11 protein-coding genes are annotated in these 20,822 nt (G+C 54.6%); 4 read left to right on the top strand and 7 right to left on the bottom strand.

Translation table 11 applies throughout. The features are described from left to right. Positions 1-4: 4 nt before the first annotated feature. Complete coding sequence (gene gspG / locus ALP40_RS05245; protein ID WP_122207204.1) at positions 5-454, bottom strand: type II secretion system major pseudopilin GspG; 450 nt, start codon at positions 452-454, stop codon at positions 5-7. Between the two features lie 145 nt (positions 455-599). On the opposite strand from gspG, the gene gspI reads away from it, so the two are divergent. Then, complete coding sequence (gene gspI, locus ALP40_RS05240) at positions 600-986, top strand: type II secretion system minor pseudopilin GspI (RefSeq protein ID WP_122207203.1); 387 nt, start codon at positions 600-602, stop codon at positions 984-986. Between the two features lie 5 nt (positions 987-991). Here the strand turns inward: gspI and ALP40_RS05235 are convergent, their stop codons facing one another. Then, positions 992-1,423: a type II secretion system protein N gene (locus tag ALP40_RS05235; protein ID WP_122207202.1), complete on the bottom strand. Its 432-nt coding sequence runs from the start codon at positions 1,421-1,423 to the stop codon at positions 992-994. An 84-nt stretch (positions 1,424-1,507) separates the two neighbouring features. Here ALP40_RS05235 and ALP40_RS05230 point away from each other — a divergent pair, with 84 nt between their 5' ends. Genes ALP40_RS05230 through ALP40_RS25725 form a run of 3 tightly spaced genes read left to right on the top strand, consistent with a single transcriptional unit; the run spans position 1,508 to position 2,952 of the window. Beyond that, entirely contained in the window at positions 1,508-1,969 is a 462-nt protein-coding gene (locus ALP40_RS05230) for a GspH/FimT family pseudopilin (RefSeq protein WP_122207201.1), read from the top strand. Then, entirely contained in the window at positions 1,966-2,574 is a 609-nt protein-coding gene (locus ALP40_RS05225; protein ID WP_122207200.1) for a type II secretion system protein GspJ, read from the top strand. Before ALP40_RS05230 ends, ALP40_RS05225 begins: the two co-directional genes overlap by 4 nt. Positions 2,575-2,616: 42 nt before the next feature. Then, positions 2,617-2,952 carry a hypothetical protein gene (locus tag ALP40_RS25725; protein WP_259640675.1) on the top strand — a complete coding sequence of 112 codons (336 nt, stop codon included), beginning with the start codon at positions 2,617-2,619 and terminating at the stop codon, positions 2,950-2,952. Here the strand turns inward: ALP40_RS25725 and ALP40_RS05215 are convergent. The 5 genes from ALP40_RS05215 to ALP40_RS05200 all read right to left on the bottom strand — a co-directional run bounded on the left by ALP40_RS05215 (position 2,933) and on the right by ALP40_RS05200 (position 20,822). Next, positions 2,933-3,256 (bottom strand): hypothetical protein, encoded by a 324-nt coding sequence (locus ALP40_RS05215; RefSeq protein ID WP_122207199.1) that lies wholly within the window; start codon positions 3,254-3,256, stop codon positions 2,933-2,935. The genes ALP40_RS25725 and ALP40_RS05215 overlap by 20 nt on opposite strands. 288 nt (positions 3,257-3,544) lie before the next feature. Next, positions 3,545-4,156, bottom strand: coding sequence for a hypothetical protein (locus ALP40_RS05210; RefSeq protein WP_122207198.1), 612 nt, complete (start codon positions 4,154-4,156; stop codon positions 3,545-3,547). A gap of 910 nt (positions 4,157-5,066) precedes the next feature. Beyond that, a complete protein-coding gene (locus tag ALP40_RS05205) occupies positions 5,067-5,309 on the bottom strand; it encodes a hypothetical protein (RefSeq protein ID WP_122207197.1) in 243 nt (80 codons plus the stop codon). Positions 5,310-5,328: 19 nt separating this feature from the next. After that, on the bottom strand, positions 5,329-11,418 hold the full coding sequence (locus ALP40_RS25490; RefSeq protein ID WP_259640674.1) for a DUF637 domain-containing protein: 6,090 nt from the start codon (positions 11,416-11,418) through the stop codon (positions 5,329-5,331). Positions 11,419-11,507: 89 nt separating this feature from the next. After that, positions 11,508-20,822 (bottom strand): filamentous hemagglutinin N-terminal domain-containing protein, encoded by a 9,315-nt coding sequence (locus tag ALP40_RS05200; RefSeq protein WP_259640673.1) that lies wholly within the window; start codon positions 20,820-20,822, stop codon positions 11,508-11,510.

Here is a 20,822-nt window from a genome sequence, read left to right as displayed (position 1 = left end):
GCGCTTAAAGCTGCCAGGAGCCGATATCGGCGTTCACGCCGTCGCCATCCGGTTGGCCGTCGGCACCGAGGGAAAAGACATCCACCTCGCCGTTGACGCCCGGATTCAAGTAATTGTAAGGACGGCCCCAAGGGTCGTTGGGCAACCGCTCAAGATAGGAGCGCCAGTTGCTTTTATTGACGTTCGCCGGACGCTCCACCAAAACCTTGAGGCCTTGCGCCTGGTTGGGGTAGCTGCCGTGATCAAGGCGATACAGCTTGAGCGCTTGCATGAGACCGCCAATGTCTTGCCTGGCGGCAGTGGCACGGGCCTGATCAGGGCGGTCCAGCACTTTAGGCACCACGATGGCTGCCAGAATGCCCAGAATGACTAACACCACCATGATCTCGATCAAGGTGAAACCAGCCTGGGCGCGATGGCCTGCAGGCCGCTGCTTGACGCGCGCGACTTCCATATCTATTTCCCTTGATAATCCTTATCAGCGTCGCAGTGTAACAAAACTATAAAGCGGGACGACGGAATTTATCCGGCGATTTGCATTCGCGTCCAGCCCACGCGGCAGTGCTATTCTGCGCCTCTGTCGTCGGCCAGGAGGCACCATGCGAAAGCGAGACAAGGACCGTGGTTTTACCCTGATCGAGGTACTGGTCGCGCTGGCGATCATTGCCGTGGCCATGTCCGCAGCGGTGCGTGTTGCAGGGGGCATGACGCAGAGCAACGGGCTGCTGCGTGATCGTGCTATCGCCCTGCTTGCCGCGCAGAACCGACTCGCTGAATTGCGTCTGGAAGGACAGCTCAAGGCTGGCGCGAAAACCCTCGATTGTGATCAGGGACGTCTGCTGCTGCGCTGCGATCAGACCTTGGTCGCCCTCACCGGTGGAGCATTGATTCGCGTCAACGTACGGGTATCGGAACGCGGTAAACAGGCGCCTCCGCTAGCCCGTCTTGAAACCGTGCTGGGGCGACCCTGGGTCCGGCCCCAGTGAACCTTTCAATGACGTATCAGGCCTGGCAACCCGGGGACCTGGGGCAACATGGCGACCTTGATCCGGCTCTGCTGGGCGCCATGTTCAATGACCACTCCGTCAGCTTCGATGCTTACCAGACGCACATCTCGGGCAAGCTTTTCACCGGCCATCACACTGCGTGCCGGGCCATCGTTGAGCCGGATGATTGCCACTGCACCCTGCGCACCCGCCATCACGCCGGAAACACTGACCTGAACCTGAGAGGGTTGATTGGCGAACCATTGTTCGGCCGGACTTGCCGACTTCGCCTCCTGCGTCACGAACGCCTCGGCAGGCATATGGGATGATGCCGAAGTCAACAACAGCGACGACCAAGTCACCACGCCAGCCAACGCTGCCAGCAAGGCCGCCGACTGCAACAATCGCGGAGCCGATACACCAAAAGCAAATGCCATGACTGAACCTCCTGTTCGTCCTGGCTGGGAGTCTACATCAGACGGCACGTCGGCACAGAGGCCCACCGAAGGAACGCATTTTTCATGACCACGGACAGGCAAGACGGCTTTACCTTGATAGAACTGATGGTGGTGCTGGTCATCATCGGCATCGCCAGCGCGGCGGTCAGCCTCAGCATCAAACCCGATGCCCATGCGCTGCTGCGCAAGGACAGCGAGCGCCTGGCACACCTGCTGCAAATCGCCCAGGCCGAGGCCAGGGCCGACGGCCGCCCGATCACCTGGCTGGCCGATGAAAAGGGCTTTTCGTTCAGACGGCGTGACACACAAGGCACCGGTTACGACCACTTCGCCAACGACCCGCAACTGCGTCCTCGTCACTGGGAAACGCCGTCGATGCGCGTGCAAACCCGGCCCAGGCAAGCGGTGATACTGAATGCCGAGTGGATCAACCCGGCGCTGTCTATCCGGCTCTCAGACGGCCAGCACTCGCTGGACGTGCAGCGCACGGCATTGGGACAACTGAGCGTGGTCAGTGCGCCATGAACCGTCAGCGTGGTTTTACCCTGCTTGAGGTCATGGTAGCGATCCTGTTGATGTCCATCGTCAGCCTGATTGCCTGGCGCGGCCTGGACAGCGTGACCCGCACCGATGCCCGGCTGCGTGAAAACACCGAACAGACCGAGTCCCTGCTGCGCGCCTTCAACCAACTGGAACGTGACGTGGCCCTGCGCGCCAGCATCGAAATGCAGGAGCCGGACCTGGACGGCGATCAGAACGACCGACCTCAGGCCCCGGCAGCGGTCAGCGTGCGTGCCGCTGACACAGGCGACTTTCGTCTGGACGTGATTCGCAGTGCCGCCGTATCGGGCGAAGGTTTGCAACGCGTGCGCTGGTGGCTCAAGGACGGGACGTTGTACCGGGCAATGGGCTTGCCAAGCGATCGTTACCCGCTGCCTGCGCCCAAGGAAGGGGTTGCTGTGCTTGCAGGCGTCGTGGAGCTGCAGGTCCGAATCTGGAGACAGAATGGCGGCTGGCATACGCTGGATGGCAATAGGGAGAATAATCCCAAGGGGATCGAGATTCGATTGACCCGGGAGGCGGGTCGGGGGCGTGAGGAGTATAGGAAGGTGGTTGGGCTTTTGGATTAATGGGGGTTTAGGGATGCTCCGATCAACTACAGTAATCGCTCAATGAACCCCACTCAAAGCGCTAAGCTAATGCTGGATGCTGGATGCTGGATTCCCGTTTTTTTCAGAAGCCCATCCACCATGATGCGACTCAACGCTCAAGTCGAGAAAGTGTACCTCTACCCCAAGACCGTCGACTTTAGAAAATCCATTGACGGCATGGCTGCGCTGGTTGAACCGGATATCAGGATTGCCGTGTTCGACCCGGTACTTTCGTTTTCCTCAACAAGCGACAACAACGCTATTCCCCCAACAAAAACGAGAGCTTTAATGTTTTTCTCCAATCATAAGCGCCTGACCGCCAGACCAAAACCTCCAATCAATACTTATAATCCTTAGGAATTTCAATATTCTTATCCCTGTAGATCACAAGCATTTTTTCTAAGTCCTCATGAATATTTAAAAAGTAATCTGAAAGCCTTAAAAATCTAATGCGAGCCATCGTCAGCGCCATTAAACTCAAAACATCATCATTATTTTCTACACCGGCAATCAATTTTTCAACATCATCAAAAGCAAGGCGCAAATCTTTTGAAAGTTCCTCATCCCAGCCCTGCCTATAGTTAGCACTCCAGTCGTCGCGGCAAAAATCTATCTTATTTTTTGAGATAAGAGCAGAGATTATTTTCTTCACATCATTCATGCGTGTCATTTTTTATAGCCCTTCCGAATGCAGCCTTTTTTTTCAGGGTTAAGACTACCATTCAAATTAAGGACGTAAGCAGCCTTACTTCAAAGTTTCCCTAGGGTTTCTTCTACCGTTGCGTAGACCGTTCTACAACAGCAATACTTGCTTCATACGGTAAGCGGCCCTCACCAATTTTTGTCCCAGCCTTTTATTGAGACTAGTCGATTGCAGTGTAAAGAAATCATCCACATCTCTCAAACATGGAACCTTCTGAATGCCTTTTGCTCCGATCTAACAATCTAATTAAAGCGTACAACCTAAAATCTCTTGAACATCATCAGCCAAGTCAGCTAACTCTATATTAGGATTAAGCACCATTAGCTGATCAGCGGTAACGTCTAGCGATGTAAACACTTCCTCAAGTACGATTGCATCGATGCTTTTTTCATAGTAGTCCTCAGCTAAAATTTTATAAGCCGCAATACTTCCCGCTAAAAAACCCAGCAGCGGATACTCTTTCAACCCTTCCGGCGACGCACACCACGATGGCTGTTTGAGATCACGCCAAAAAAACAGACTTGCACTACCCGTAGAGAACGCTGGCTCAACTTTAAATCGCTGAAACGCCTCGGGCATGGCATTCAAACATTCAGACACATTAGATAGAGGAGAACCACACATAACTTTTCCCGCAACACCTACATCGGTAAAGTGCAAAAAATACTCAGCCCCCGAACCGTCCCTCATCGAGCCCATCATCTCTTGCCCCGCGCCATCCCAATTACAGTTGAATGAGAAATATCTATACTCCCACTCGGGCATGATTATGGCATCCAACAGCGCAAGGCCTTGGGCCACATATTTAACACGCTCAACTGAAGGTAGCTCGTTTATGTATAGAATTGAACTATCCATCTAGGACCGCCTATTTGTCAGATTTAGCCCTAGTCTCTTGTGGAGATATGATTGGGAGATATGAACTGAAATTTTACCATTACAATTTTTTGGTTTTATGTGGTCAAACGGCCACTCGCTAGGATCTGGAGTTACACCGCGCTGACTTTTTTGTAGTTTGATTAAGACAGCACCACCGGCATCGGATTTAACTACGCCGTCGTTGGCTGCTTTATTCAATCCCAACGCCTCTTGTTTTTGCCGCAAAGCAAATTCTTTACCGGGGCCGATATTTGGCGGATTTTCAACATTTGAATAATCGACTTTCGCAGGAGCGCCAATCTCTTTTGCACCATCAGCCTTTTATGCGTTCTAAGAACTCGACCATTGCTAGTGGATCACGCCCCACAAGTTTTTCAATCAAATCTTCCGCCACACGCAAACCTTAAAGGAGAACCAATCGAGACATCCTATCTATGATTTCAGCATGTCGCTGTTTTATAGATAGAGTTTTATCAGGACACGCATAAAACCATAGCTCTATATCCGCTGCACTCATGGGGCTCTTGTCCTAGTACTAACAACGCTATCGAAACCATTGGACCGAATGAAAGCTTTAGCCTGTGCCTCAACTTTTTGATTCGGAAACTCATATGCAACTTTATATCCGGGATTCTGATCAACGGCAGATTTCACACGCTGCAAAGTATCCAAAACCGACTTTTGCGTTGAAGGGCGCCAGATGGCCAACTTTGTCTTTTCATCAATTAACATAACGATGGTTTTCGAAAGTCCACAGGTTTGGGGTAGAGGTACACTTTTTCGACTTTGGCATCGGATCGCATCATGGCGGCGGGCTCCTGAGAGAATCGGGAGCCCAGCATCGGGCATTAGCTTAGCGCTTTGAATGTGGGGTTCATGGAGCGGTTACTTACAAATAACCAGCATCACTCAGCAAGTCTAACAGCTTCTCATCTAGCGATTCATCACTAAGCCCGCTAGTCCTACCCGGCCCGCGCCAGTTCCATATAATCTGCATAGCCAAACTATCCACATCAATAAACTCCTCATGAAAAAATTCGCTAAGACGCATATTACCAATAGTAGGATCGGCTTTAATAACATCTCTAAATACATGAGAAGGCTTTTTACCCTCACTGATACCTTCTAGCATACAAAACCTCCTTTAACTATTACGGCCTTTCAAAAATAACTGTAGTCGCATCATTCCATCTTTCCTTGACGGGGGTCTGAACATTTGTAAAACCATATTTTGCGGCTATGCGTCCAGTCCAAGTTTTTGCAGCCGCCTCAGCGGGAAGCATACCCTTCTCCAAATTAGCCAAGTACTCTGATGTATTTACGCTATCTGTTCCGCCAAACCACGCCCCCCTAACAGCGTTAACTTTAATACCTTCCTGCTCCAACCTCTGCATAGCGCTAATGAACATATCAGTCCCAGAGGGATTTAACGCATTGTTAGATGAACGAACATCAAAACCTAACACACCGCTTTTATCAACGCTCAATGAAAGCCCGGCACCACCCTCCTCTGGGTTCCCGTACCGCAAAGTAACCAAGCCATCCTTATACGACTTCATTGAGAATGATGAAGTCACGTCAATCCTCGGCTTTAACTCCAACGATTCAGATACAAAACTATTATCTTCCGGCGAATCGGAATTATCCAATGGAGAATCTGAACTGTGTTTACCATCTTCAATATCAGGTGGTAGTTTTTCACTATCGCCAGCTTTATTCGTCTGCTCAAGTACTTCATCCAGCTTCTTTCCAATAACTTTCCCAGCCAATGCATCACCTGCACTGGCGATCCCCTTCGCTCCCACCAATGCTGAAAAAACCCGAATTGCCAGCAAGGTTTTCTGTGCGGTCCCGACATCCTGACTATAGATCGCATTGAGCTTGCTGGAAATATCTGTATTCAGGGCGACTGCTGCTCCCTCACCTATGGCTTGGCCGCTTTCCTTGAAGCTATCGACCAAACCTTGGGGCAGCTCTCCAATTCCGCTTATGATCGCGTCAAGCACAGCGCCAGGATTTTTCTGCGCAGCCTCTACCAGATCAACGGCGCCGTTTTTCAACGCGACACCTGAATCCTTCAATTCTTTGACGAGTCCGTCGCTCAAACTGCGGCTTATACCACTCTGTACGAACTGCTTGTAAAAAGCCGGATCGGCCGAATCGGCAAACATTTCAGGCCGGAACAGTTGATTACCGTCGGTGGTAAAGAGCTTTTGGTCCGTCCCCAAGTCATTCACGAACGTTTTGCCAGATTCTGCCAGAAAAGACATGGCCTTCGGATCATCACCATCGGTCAGCAGGGAACGCCATAGCATGTCTGTATTCTTCAAGGCTTGCTGGCTCAGACGCTCCATCGCTGCCTGTTCCGTAATGCCCTCTTTCTCAGCAAAAGCCTTGGCGTTTTCATTCAGCCATTTCTGTTCTTCAAAGTGCAGTTGCCTATTATAAGTTGTTGCATATTTAGCGACCTCTGCTCCCTTGGCCACATCTCCATTTACAGCCGCTGCCGCCACAATACCTGTGAGCTGAGACGCCATTAGCTCAAGTTCCTTGTTACCGCCTGCCATGTTGCCAATTACATTAATCAGTGCCTCATTGGCACCTGCAGCCATAGCGCCAGTTTTAAAATCACTTCCTGTTGCTTCGGCAACAAGCCCCCCTACAAGGGCGTGCGCCAAAACTTTCTGTATACTACCGTCGTCGTACTTACCGAGAGCCCACCCACCAATTGATTTAAATCCGACCGCCATACCAATATTACTGGCTTGCCCTGCCAATGCATTACCAAGATTATCTGAATAACTCCCCCCATTAATAACAGTATTAACAAACGCATCGGATGCTGACTTCATCAACACTGCTTGCGCACTTGCCATGTTAAAACCGAGATTGGTAGGGTTGTAGCCGGGCATCAAACCGGCCATAGCCGCGGAAGTTAGATACCCTTTCAGAGAGCTGGAAGAGGTTATATCTTTAAAGGTCGCACCAATATCGCCCCGATTATTAATAACACTGACAGCTGCATTGCTCGCCATCGAGGTCAGTGCGGCAGTCGCTATTACGTTGCCAAGTCCCGCAGAAGTGGCACCTCCAACCGTAGCAGCCGCCATTGTGCTCCCCGCACCCGCCCCCATCATACTTCCTGCCGATGCAGCAAGTGTGCTGGCAGCACCTGCAGTCAAAGCCGTCACGATTATGATGATCGCGAGCATCGCTCCTTGACCCAAGCTCGAACTACCGTACTCGAAGGACTCGTGTATTTCCTTGACCAAGCGCCAGTCCACATCACCACGTTTTTCCGCATCCTTGAGCCAAGCGAGTTGCGGATTAGCCTTGACCATGGCTTCAATAGTCTGGCTCACGCTTTGCTGATCGACTTGCTTAATATCGATCCTCAACCCATCTACCGCTCGAATGGCCAGTTCGCCTTTAGCTACGAGCTCGCTTTGTCGCAGTGTTTCATCGGTACTGCCTTTGCCTTTTACCGAACTCCATGCAAGATCACTTTTGTTTTTCTCATGACTTTCTTGGTGTAGATCCTTCACCCCCTCAAACGTCACCGCCCCGCCACTTTGAATCGTTAGGTCCTTGCCGCTCTCCAGCTTCGCCACCTGATACTTCTGATCGCCACCACTCGCCAGAACCAGATCACCGCCAGTCGTGATTTCACTTCCGATGTTCTTCACATCGGTCACTTCATCGCGCTTGAAGTTCTTGGAACCAAACGAGCCCTTTTTCTTCTTGTCGTACAGCGAGTAGTCACTGTCTTGCGCCGCGAGGATGTCGAGGTTTTCGCCCGCAATAAGGTACGCTTCCTGACCTGCTGTAATCCGGCTGGAGATCACGGCGAGGTTCTGACCGGCTTGCAGGGCCACGCTGCCGCCAGCGTTGAGGTCGGTGGCGATCTGGCTGACGTGATCTTCCTGACGGGTCAGTTTCTTGCTCTTGGACAGGGAGTGCTCTTCGTCTGCCGCAGAGCTGATGGTCATGTTTGCCGTGGCAGCCATTGCGATGTCGCGCTTGGCATCGATGTCGCTGGCAATCAGGGAGATATCGCGGCCAGCCTTGGCGCCCAGGTCACGTCCAGCAGTGACCGTAGAGCCCAGCTGGGTGATGTCGCTACTGTTGTGGTTTTTGTCGAAGAACAGGCTGTTATTGACTTCCGTCGTGCCGATACTCAAATCACGTCCGGCAACGATATTCAGATCACGCCCGCTTTCCAGAACGCTGCCACGGTTGATGAAGTCACGGCCAGCCGAAATGCTCATGTCGTTGGCAGCTTCGATGCGCGCCGCGCTATCGGCGAACTCGCTGTGTCGCTGTCCACGAGCATCGTTGTCCATCGACGTGATGCTGCGCTCGTTAATCACGTCACCATTGAGCGAGGTCAAGGACACATCACGGCCTTTGATGATGCCGCCTGCCGTGTTGATCAGATCGTTGCCTGCCAGCAAGTCCAGGCGATTGCCCGCCTCTATCAAACCGGCATTGACAAGGTTGTTGCCCGCGACCGCGGAGAGGTTGTTGCTGGCAAGCAAGGTGCCTACGTTATCGAGGTTCTGGCCAGCGATCAGCGAGACGTCGTTACCGGCGATCAATGCACCGGTTGGCCCCAGACGGTTATCCGCCTGGGCCAGGTACAGCACCGGAACCAGGACCTTTTCGCCATTCACTTCATGCTCTTCGAGCCACACGATGTCGTGGGTCAGCGCGGCAACCTGCTGCGAACTCAGCGATACGCCGACGGCAAGGTTCAGTTGTTGCTTGCTCGCGATAGCGTTGTTCATCAGGTACTTGAACTGCGCTTCGTTGGAGGTCTGTCCCTGAATAAAAGCCTGACCGGTACGAGCGACTACCGCTTGTTGCACCAGACGCTGCTCGTAAAGACCGTCGCCCAGACGTTTGGCACTGACTTCCGGGTCGTAGCCGAGACCTGCAAGCAGGTAATCCGAACTCATGAACTGCTTGAGTTCGGTCAGTACCGGGTTGGTTTCAATCAGGTATTTCTGAGGCTTGGAGACGAATGTGCTGTTTGGCAGCCCCTGAACCTTCGCGACCGTTTGCGAGGCGGCACCTGCGACAGGGCTGATAGCGTTGCTCTGAGAGACAACAACCGGCTGCGCTGCGCTGATGACCTGATTGGCTTGAGCGATCACTGACGGTCTGGCAGAAGTCGGGATCTGACTGGCTACTGACGTACCGATGACTGGTGTAACCGAGGTGATCGCGCTGCCCTGCACCGCCCCAGGGTTCTGGATCGTGCCACCACTGGATGAGGCTACGGTAATCAGTGGTACTGCCGTCGATGAGCCGTTACTTTGAACAGGCAATAAAGCACCATTGCCCTGATTGCTCGCTGTCACTCCTGCAACTGCATCGACCAAGGTTACGCCAGCGGCGTCTGAGCTGTGACCCGGCAAGATGAACCCACCAGCGTTCGAAAAACCCGGAGCACTGGTGTCGAAAGTCGATGCATTGGCACTCACACCGGCAGCCTGCCGTGTGGTTTGCGCAAGCTGGCGAGTGGCGCTGTCGATCTGTCCGACGGCACCGAGTTGAATAATGCCAGGCTGCGCATCAGGAACAGATTGCTCACGCTGAGCCAGCGATATGCTCGCGCCGCCCATTGTCCAGCTTTGCGGGGTGCCGGTGGCTTGGGAAATAGAACTCGTGTTGCCTGACTGGCCACTAAGACGGAACAGGCCATTCTGGCCTGTCGGCAGGCTGAAACCTGGCAGGGCAAGTGGGTTGATTTGTTGTTGAGCAAGATCCGGGGGAAGTTGGGCGTTTATTCTAATAACTGTTGTGCCTGCACCTGAAGTGCTCGTATCTTGAACTTTACTGACGCCACCACTGCCAGCGTAATCCTGATGAATAACGCTATTTTGCAGGTCTTGCTTGGCTACTATTGATACGTTACCACCAGCCTGAATTACTGCACTACGGCCGCTACCCAAACCTCCGCCATCCGTAGCAACCTCAACGTCACTCTCCAGCTTATAATTTGCGAGCTGGGAAGGTAAGTCCACAAGACCATCACGGCTATATTCTGAAGCCGGCAAAGGCCGATCATAAACCAAGGCCAAATCAAAATAAAAATAAGGAAAGCTTTTAACCTCAGCATAAGTAACAGGATCCCTCAGTTGAAACATCGGATACTGTGCACCGCTCTCATCAGACGTTAGAAACTCCTGAGTGATTACTCCCAGCTTAAGATTGCCAGCCTCATCAAAATAATTAAAACCAGGAAAATCCGGATTATTATGTTTATTATACTGCAAAACCCACCATGCAGTTCCATCTAACCCCTCATAATTCAATCTCCCAGAATAATACGTGCGCGTACGTTCTATTGATCCGCTCACAGCGCCTAAATTTTTAAAATTATCAGCGCTTATATTAATATCACCAACCGCAACTACAGTACTTTTACTATTAATAAAAGTACCGCCACTAAAAGAGAAATTTCCACCTGCTGTAATTAACGATGATGCACTAGCATCAGTATCCTGCCCACCTTCATAATACTCTTTCGCAACAAAATTTACTGATAAAGTACTACCACCACAATCCAAACACTGAAGCGTCAGCAGACCTTTAACAAGAGTCCTACCAGCTCCAAACCCTTCAGCACCTAATGAAACTTCCGTACGATTTTCAAAAGAACTTGAACTAATTGAAATATCACTACCACTCTCCACTGTACCGGATATATTTGAAACAGAAGTGGCTCGCTCCACCCTATTCCCCTTAATCACTACATTACGCAAACCATATAAATCACCTTTAAGGTTAGTAAAATACCCAGCGTTTATCTGAACTTCCTCTCCTCCAAATAAAAAACCTCCATTATTGGTAAGCGAGTCAACGTTCAGGACGAGACTACGGGCTGCCCCTAATGTGCCGTAATTCTCAGACAAAGCGCTATTAAGATACACGTCACCAGAAGATGTAATACGCCCATAACTGATAGCAGTGGCCGCTATATCCAAGTCAGTAAGCGTGCCACTTGCGATACTGCCGGAAGTACCCAATTTAAGTTGGTTGGCGGCGAGCCCCAGCCCACCTAGACTGCTGACCCGACCGCTCCCCGAAAAACCACCTCCAATCCGGATATCCACACTCCCGTCACTTGCAATCAACCCATCATTGATCCAATTACCCCCCGTCCCGACAAACGCATCCGACGCCAGCAACTGCCCGCTCGCCGTCTGATTGAATGTCCCGACATTGACCGTCAATCGCCCTGCCTGAATCACGCTACTGTTTGTCCAGCTGTCAGCGGCGAGCGTCAGTCCGCCGCGCGTTACGACACTGCCGCCAGCATTGGTCAGATTGGGCGTAGAGATCGCGAAGGTGCCTTCTCCGGTATGCAGCAGAGAACCATTGCCATTGATGAAGCTAGGTCGCTGCTTGCCACTTCCAGTCGGCCACTGCGGTTGTCGAACTGGTTGCCGATCTGGAAGAGTGTCGAACCACCTGCCCCCAGCGCGCGAAGCTGGCCGGTCTGGTTGTCCAGATTCGCGGCGCGGATGTTCAGCGTGCTGTCACTCTCGATGATGCCCAGGCGATTGTTCAGCAGCCCGCCGAGATCGAGTTCGACCTGGCCGCCCGCAATCTGGCCGTCGTTATCACCGCTGTTATCGAAGTTGACACCCTTGACGAGCACCAACCCTTTCGCGTAGAGACCACCATTACGGTTATCGAAATCCGACGTGGTTATCAGCGCTTCGCCGGTCCGGGCAGAAACACGACCGCCGTAGTTATTGAAGCCGCCCAACGCGGTCAGGTTGAGACGCTGCGCCTGGATCACACCTCCTTGCCGCTTGCCGTCATAACCGTTGTTCAACACGCCGGTAATAGTCGAAGTGAATGCGCCCTGCAAACTGGAAAGCACACCCCCCTGGCTGTTGAGGTTTACTGCGGTAACGCCCAGATCGCCCGCTTGGGCAATAATGCGGCCGTTCAGGTTATCGACGTCTTTGTTAACCGATACGCGAAGCGCTCCCTGGCTTTGCAACGTGCCAAGCGTGTTGTTGAGACCTGCCGCGTCCACCTCTACATCGCCGCCCTGACTGTAGATCAGACCTTCTGTAGCGTTGACGACATCACCGGTGGCGATGAGATGCAACTTACCGTCAGATGCGAGGGTGCCTCGGTTACTGTTATCCAGTTGGCCGGCTGTATTGAGCGTCAACAGGCTTTTGCCTACCAGTTGGCCGCCCTGGTTGTTGATCTGGGTACTGCGACGCAGCAATAACGCGCCGCCGCTGGCCAGCTTCCCTTTGGCGTTGGTCAGGGCAGCCAGCAGATCGAGGGTCATCGCGCCTTTGCTGCTGAGGTTTCCCGCGCTGTTGTCGAGTGTTCCGCCCTCGAAACTCAGGGCCTGGGCGGCCATCATATTGCCAGCGGTGTTATCAAGCGTATCGGCTTTGATAGTCAGTCCGGCTCCGCTGTCAATCAAGCCTTTCTGACTGTTGTCCAACCGACCGGTAACGGTCAGAGTCTGGCCAGCACCGCTGGACAGGATGCCTCCACTGTTGCTGAGGCTGTCAGATGTAACAGTCAGTGCCGTCTGGCTGACCAGCGCCCCGCCACCGCTGTTGAGCAACGCACCGCTCAGGTCAACGCCGACCGAGCCGTTGCGACTGGACAGCGTACCGTTGTTGCGGTTGTCGAGACTTTTGCCGTGAACGTCCAGACGCTGCCAACCGGATAGCAGGCCGTTCTGGTTATTGACGCTGTCGGTTGCGACCGTCAGTACGTCGCTGCTGATGACCTTGCCGTTTGTGTTATCGAGCGCACGGCCGTTCAGCTCAAAGCTCTGTGAGCTGGAGATTTCGCCTGACTGGTTGATGAAGTCGCGTACGCGCTTGAACGTCAGAGGGCCTTTGGTAGAAATCAGTCCGCCACGGTTATTCAGATCAGCGTTTTTCAGATCAATGGACAGACTGGTGTTACCCATCAAACGTCCGGAGTCGAGTGACAGCGCATCAAGCGTGACGCTCATCGCGCCCAATGCCGAAACTTCACCACCGTTGCCAGAGTCCAGACTGTTGGCTGTCAGAACCAGCGTACTGCCGCTATTGATCAAGCCGTTGGCGGTGTTATTGATCGTTGTTGCGTCTAGCGTCAGACCCGTTTTAGCCAGTAACTGGCCTGTCTGGTTATCAAGGACGCCCGAACCCAATTCAAGAAACTGGTTCGCGTTGATGAGGCCTTTTTCGCGATTGGTCAGCGTCCCGGTAACGGTCAGTTCCAGATCGTTGCGACTGGTCAGGGTCCCGCCGGTGTTGTCCAGCGTGCCGGCCTTGGCATCCACACCTGCTGCGGCGATCATGCCTTTGACGTTATTCAGTGCATTGGCAATCCGCAGAGTGAGGAATTGATTGCTGAGTACCTTGCCGCCGTCGTTTTCAAGGCTGTTTGCAGACAGCGTGAACGCTTGCCCACTGGAAATTTCACCACCCTGGTTCAACATCACGCCCAGATTTTTCAGCAGCAGCGTGCCTGGGGCATTGATAAGTCCGCTCTGGTTGTCCAATTGGCCATTGTTCAGATCAAGGCTGAGTGAAGTGTTGCTGAACAGAGTGCCTTTCTGCTGATCCAGGCGGCTGACGCTTGCGGTCATTGCCTGACTGCTGCCGATGCTGCCGCCACTGCTGTTGGTGAGTTTCGCGGCGGTCAGTTCCAGTCGGTCACTGGTGCTGACACGCCCATTCTGACTGTTATCGAAATCACCCGTAGTGAGCTTCAGCAAGCCCTTGCTGCTGATGGTGCCGCGTTGGCTGTTATCGAGGGCGCCGCTCCCCAGATCGAGTGCACCATCGGTCACCAGCTTGCCGCCCTGATTGCCGAATGCTCCGACGCTACGCAGATACAGGGTGTCAGCACTGGAAACATTGCCAGCGGTGTTGGTCAGGCTGCCAGCCTTCAGGGTCAGCGTACCCTCGCTACTGACAAGCCCCTTTGTGTTATCGAGCAGCCCGGACAAATCGATATTGATATCCTGCAGCCCACTCAATGTCCCGCCAGTGTTATCCAGAGCCGTACCGACGACCGACAGGCCGGTCGTGCTGGATAGCAGGCCATCGTTCTGATTGGCAGTCCGGGCGACGTTCAGTTTCAGGGCTTTCTGCGCAAGGACCTGGCCGCTGTCGCTGTTATTCAGCTTGGCTCCGGTCAGTGTGATCGTGTCCTGACCCGAAATTTCGCCACCACGGTTATCCATGTCAGCGACATTGATACTCAGCACCTGGGTTGCACCAATCAGGCCCTTGTTGCTGTTAGTCAATGCATCACCGGTCAGCGTCAGAGAGCCCTGCGCGATTAACTGGCCGCCTTTCTGCTGCAGATTGCCTATATGCGCTACAAGGTTTTTCTTGCTGGCAAGCTGCCCTTCAAGATTATCGACGGAAGCAGCATTCAGTTCGACGTCAGCATCGGCAATCACCACGCCTTTCGTATTGTTCAGAACGTCATCGACAGCCAGGTCCAACGCGCCGCGGCTGCTGATCAAGCCTGCGGTGTTGTCAAGCCCCCCGCTATGCATATCCAGCGCAGCTGCGGAAATAGAGCCTTTGACATTGGCAAGTGCCTTGTCGATAACCAACGTCAACTTCTGGCCGCTCAGCAGCTTGCCGCCACTGTTATCAAGGCTATCGGCCTTCACGGTGAAGGCCTGATTGCTGGATATTTCGCCGCTCTGGTTTGCAACGCCTTTGAGGTTTTTCAGCAGCAATAGGCCGGAGGCATTGATCAGGCCGCCCTGGTTGTTCAACTGGCCTTTGCTGAGGTCCAGACTCAACGAGGTGTTGCTGAACATCTCGCCTGCCTGCTGATCAAGACTGGTAACCGTGGCGGTCAACGCAAGTGCGCTGGCGATGCGCCCGGCACTCTGGTTTATGACCTTGCCTGCGATCAGTTCAAGCGTATCGCTGCTGGTCAGGCGGCCTTTTTGGCTGTTATCGAATGTGCCGGTAGTGACAGTGACCTTGGTCGCGCCTTTGCCAGAAAGCGCTCCCCCCTGACTATTGTCCAGGCTGGCACTGGAGGTCGTGAGCGTCGAACCCGTGGTGACAGAACCGGACTGGTTGAACATCGCGCCCGTTGTATCAATCGTCAATGCATCGGCACTGGACAGACTGCCTTTAGCGTTTTGCAACGAATCGGCGGTCACACTCAGCGCGGCCTCGCTGCTGAGCAGACCGCCAGTGTTGTCCAGTGCGCCGGTCAACAGGATTGTCAGATTGTTCTGACTGGCCAGCGTGCCACCCGCGTTGTCCAAGCGAGCGCCGTCCAGATGCAAGGTATTGCCGAAAAGCAGCCCCTTGTTAAGGTTGATGACGCGCGCCACTTCCAATTCCAGAGCAGTACCGGCCAGAACCTTGCCGCCGTCACTGTTTTCAAGCGTCTTGGCAGTGATGTCTACGCCGATCTGGCTGGATATCTCACCGCTGCGGTTGTCGATATCGTCCACGTTGAGTTTCAGCGCTTTTGTTGCACCTACCAGACCACCCGACCGGTTATCCAGCGTCTTGCCAATCAAGGTCAGGTCACCTTGCGTAACCAACTCGCCGCCTTTCTGGGTCAGGCTGTCGATTTCAGCAACAAGATCAGCCTGACTGGCGATACGTCCCGAGTCGTTAAGCGCTTTTGTCACCTGCAATTTCATCAGGTCAACAGCATTGAGCAGGCCGCTCCGGTTATCCAGAAACGTGCCTGTCAACTCAAGGCCAGCGTTACTGTGAATACCGCCTTTCTGTTCTGCCGCCAGATCTACCTGGTTGTTATCAAGTTCATCGACGAACAGCTGCACGCCTTTTTCAGCGCGGATGGTTCCGCCGCGGTTGGCGAAGCTGTCGCTGTGTACGATCAGCAGATCCTTGGCGATGATGCTGCCGCCACGGTTATCCACTGAGAGGCTGGAAAGCTCCATCAGCCCCTTGGCCTGCAGGCTGCCCCCGGCTTGATTGTCCAGTGCCTCCGTCAGCACGAGAGAAAGCTTTCCGTCGGTCACTACCGATCCAGACTGACTGTTGTCCAGGCTCACCGCGTGAATATCGACGCCCTGCCCCGCCCCCAATGTGCCTGCCTGATTGTTGATCGCCTTGCCAACGACCATATTCAGAAACTTATCGGCCATGACCTGCCCCTGGGTATTGTCCAGGGTCAGAGAAGCCAAATCGGTTTTGCCGGCGCTGCTCAGTTCACCAATTTGGTTTGACAGCGCGTCCTTCACATCAATGATCAGATCGGCGTCACTGCTAACGCTGCCGCCATTGTTGTTCAGTTCACTCGCACCAAGATCGATCCCCCTGCCGGAAACCAGACCGCGCACGTTGGTCAGCAACTTATCGACGCGCACGATCAGTGCCTGCTCGCTGATAACCGAACCGTCAGTGTTGTCCAGCGAAGTGGCCGACAGCTTGAAACCATTGGCGCTGGAGATTTCGCCATTCCGGTTATCGACTGTGGTCAGGTTTTTCAAGAGCAGTTGGCCAGGGGCCGTGATCAAACCGCCCAGGTTCTTCAGCACACCGTTGTTCAAATCGAGGCTGAGGTCGCTATTACTGTAGAGCCGACCGTCCTTGGTCTGATCTAGGCCGGTGACGAACGCCGTCAGCGCTTTCGCACTGGCGATACGGCCTGCCTCACTGTTGTTGACCTGAGCCGCAGTCAGACTCAGCACATCCGTGCTGGTCAGGCGACCGCCCTGCTGGTTGTCGAACGCTCCCGTATCGACCGTTACCCCTTTGCCTGCGATACGGCCGTTCTTGCTGTTATCCAGACTTGCGCTGTCAAGCGTCAGGTCGGCGCTACTCAATATCTCACCGCCCTGGCTGACGACGTCTCCGGTAACAGTCAGTAAGGACGTGTCAGCGCTGGTGATGCTGCCGCCGGTATTGTTCAGGGATGCAGCCTTCAGCTCCAGCGTTCCATCGCTGCGAACGACGCCCTGACTATTGTTCAGCGCATCGGTAACGTTAAAGCCCAGACTGTTTTTGCCGTAAATCCGACCGCTGTCCGTGTTGGTCAACTGGCCCAGATTAAGTTGTACAGACTGCTGGCCTGAGACCACGCCTGCGGTCTGGTTATCGAGACTGTCGGCCGTCAGCAAAAGAGCCTCGTTGGCCAGCAAGCGGCCTTTGCGGCTGTTATCGAATTGACCCACTGTTGCCGTCAGCGTACCCAGGCTTGAGACTTCTGCATTCTGGTTGTTCAGCGTCGCGGCATTCAGCTCAAGACCTGTGGCAGAAATCAATCCGCGCAGGTTGTTCAGCAACTTATCGACGCGCACAATCAGTGCCTTGTCGCTGATTAATGAACCATCGGTGTTATCCATCGAGTTGGCCGTAAGCGTGAAGCCATTGGCACTGGAGATTTCACCGTCCTGATTATTGACGGTGGTCAGGTTTTTCAGAATCAACTGGCCCGGTGCGGTGATCAGACCTCCCTGATTTTTCAATACACCGTGACTCAAATCGAGGCTGACATCGCTGTTGCCGTACAACCGCCCATCATTGGTCTGGTCAAGGGCAGTCACCACGGCAGTCAACGCCATCGCGCTGGCGATGCGACCCGCCTCACTGTTATTGACCTGGCCGGCAGTCAGGCTCATGACTCCGCTGCTGATGAGGCTTCCGCTGTTCTGGTTTTCAAACGTTCCGGTGGTCAACTCAATGCCGTTACCGGCAATTCGCCCTTTGCGGGCGTTATCGAGACGACCTGTCGTGAGCTTAAGACTGGCGTCGCTCAGCACCTCACCGCCGTTATTGACCGCAGCTCCGGTGGCAGTAATCGTAGCGGTTTGCGCACTGGAAATACTGCCGCTGGTGTTGTTCAGCGATGCGGCCGTCAGGGACAACGTGCCATCGCTGCGGATTACGCCCTGTTCATTGTTCAATGCACCGGCAATGTTGAAACCCAGGCTGTTTTTGCCGTAAATCCGACCGCTGCCGGTATTGGTCAATTCACCGAGATTCAACTGGACGGATTGCTGCCCGGAGACCACGCCGTTGGCCTGGTTGTCGAAACTGTCTGCCGTCAGCAACAACGCGCCGTTGGCCATCAAACGGCCTTTCTGGCTATTATCGAACTGGCCGACCGTTGCTGTGAGCGCCCCGAGGCTGGAAATTTCCGCGTTCTGGTTGTTCAGGGTTGCCGCGTGCAGCTCGAGGCCATTGGCAGATACCATCCCGCGCAGGTTGGTCAGCAACCGGTTGACGCGAAGGATCAACGCCTTGTCGCTTAGCACCGAACCTTCGGTGTTGTCCAACGAAGTGGCCACCAGCGAGAAACCATTCGCACTGGAAATTTCGCCGCTCTGGTTGTTCACCACATTGAGGTTTTTCAGCAGCAACTGACCGGGTGCGTTGATCAATCCATCCTGGTTGTTCAGCACACCGTTATTCAGATCGAGGCTGACATCACTGTTGCTATAAAGCCGACCATCATTGGTCTGATCAAGGCCGGTGACCACCGCCGTCAGGGCCATGGCGCTGGCGATCCGGCCCGCCTCGGTGTTGTTGACCTGAGCGGCAGTCAGCCCAAGGGTGCCGGTGCTGGTAAGACGGCCGTCCTTGTGGTTGTCGAATGCGCCCGTGGTGACGGTCACGCCGTTCGCCGCAATGCGACCGCTCTGACTGTTGTCCAGCGAACCGCTGGTCAACGTCAGGCTGGCATCACTGAGAATCTGTCCGCCCTGGTTGACGGCGGCTGCAGTGGTGGTAATCGAGGCCGTTCCGGCGCTGGTGACGCTGCCGCCGCTGCTGGCAAGGCTCGCCGCGCTCAGGTTCAGGGTGCCATCACTGCGCAGCACGCCCTGATCGTTATTGACGGCTCTGGTGGCGTTCACGCCCAGGCTGTTTCTAGCGTAAACGCTGCCCTTGCCGGTGTTGGTCAGTTGTCCCAGTGTCAGTTGTACGTTCTGCTGCCCGGACACGGATCCAGCGTTCTGGTTGTTCAGCGTGTCAGCCGTCAGCTGCAGGGTATCGTTGGCCAACAGGCGACCGCTGCTGCTGTTGTCGAACTGGCCTACCGTGGCTGTCAGGCTGCCCAGGCTGGAGATTTCACCGGTGCGGTTGTCAACGGTGCCGGTGTTCAGCAGCAGGCCACCTGCCGCGTTGATGATGCCCAACTGGTTGAGCACCTGGCCGGAGATGCGCGCAGTCAACACAGCGCCGCTGGACAGTTTGCCTTGCTGGCTGTTATCCAGCGTTTGGGCGGTGATGTTCAGATTGCCGCTGCTGCTGATCAGCCCGCTCTGTGCGTTCAGTACTTGAGAGGCATTGATATCTGCGTTGCCACCCTGGCTCAGAATACGCCCGGACTGACGGTTGTCGATCACGCCCGCAGCAACCCATGCGCTGGCCTGGCCGTTAAGCGTGGCGCCCTGGTTGTTCAGCGTCTGAGTAACAGTAGCCTGCAAGGCGCGGCTGGCGGTGATGCTGCCGCTGTTGGTCAGGTCGTTGGCCGCCAGGGTCACATCGCCCGAAGCGTTGCGGCTGTTGTCTGCATTGACGCCCGCTTCGATTACGGCCGAATTACGCAATTGGCCGCCAGCGGACAGGGTCAGTGCATCGCGGGCAGCGACGTTCTGTCGCGTTGTAAGGTCGCCGCCGGTGGTCATCGCCAGAGAGGAACCGGCGTACACCGGCCCGTTGACCTCTGCGGTGTTGGCTCGAACGTTTACTGCCCCGCTCGCCGCCACCTGCATGACGTTGAGGTGGCCGTTGGCATCGATCTGGATATCGCCGCCGCTGGCCGCCAGGTCTCCGGCGAGCCTGACGCCAACGCCCGCTTCGGTACCGACCAGCCGGATGGCACCGGCGTACATGCCGCCCAGGGCCGAGCTGTCGATCGCCAGTTCCGGTTTGCTGCTGCCGTCGTCTGCCAGTGCCGTCGGATTCAGGGTCTGTGCATCGACGTCGTTGCGGCCGGTGATGACGTTGAGGCGTTTGGCGTGCAGTTCGGCGTTGATCTTCGCACTGCGGGTGATGATGTCGAACTGGTCGACGTTGTCGGCATTCAGCCCCACGCCGTCAATCGAGATGCTGCCGCCCTGAACGTTGAAGCGCTGCAATTGACCATTGCCATCCAGAATCGGCTTGCCGGTGGTCAGCGTGACCTGCGGCGTGTTGATGAACCCGCAACCGTTGCAACTGATGCCATACGGGTTGGCGACGATGACGCGTGCCGCCTGCCCCGCCACTTCCGTGTAACCCCTGAGCTGGCTGGCATTGGCGCCCACCACTTCGTTGAGAATCGTATTGGCCGCGGTGCCACGCAGGTTGGAGTTACCGACGATGATCCCGCCCAGTTGGGTGCTCTGGGTCTGGTTGGTCGAGTTGTTGAGGATCACGCCCTGGCTGTCGACGTTGTACTGCTGGAACTGGTTGTGCGACAGGCCGCTGGCATTGGGCGTGGCGATGTTGATGATGGGCACGCCATTGCCCGCCTGACCCAGCGTGGTCCCCGTGCCACTGACCGCGATGCCTTCTGCCTGAACTAGCAGCGGCTGCCAGAACAGGGCATTAGCCAGAATCAGCGCAAGGCCACGCTTGGGCATTCCCCAAAAATGCTGGCGCTCGGTCAATGCCGCGGAGGGCTGACGGGCGAGCAGAGCCAACTGGTGAACGTCCAT

The sequence above is a fragment of the Pseudomonas viridiflava genome (assembly GCF_003702045.1).
Taxonomy (GTDB): domain Bacteria; phylum Pseudomonadota; class Gammaproteobacteria; order Pseudomonadales; family Pseudomonadaceae; genus Aquipseudomonas; species Aquipseudomonas viridiflava_C.
Note: the sequence above shows the minus strand (reverse complement) of the source record. Positions and strands in the feature narration are given on the sequence as shown.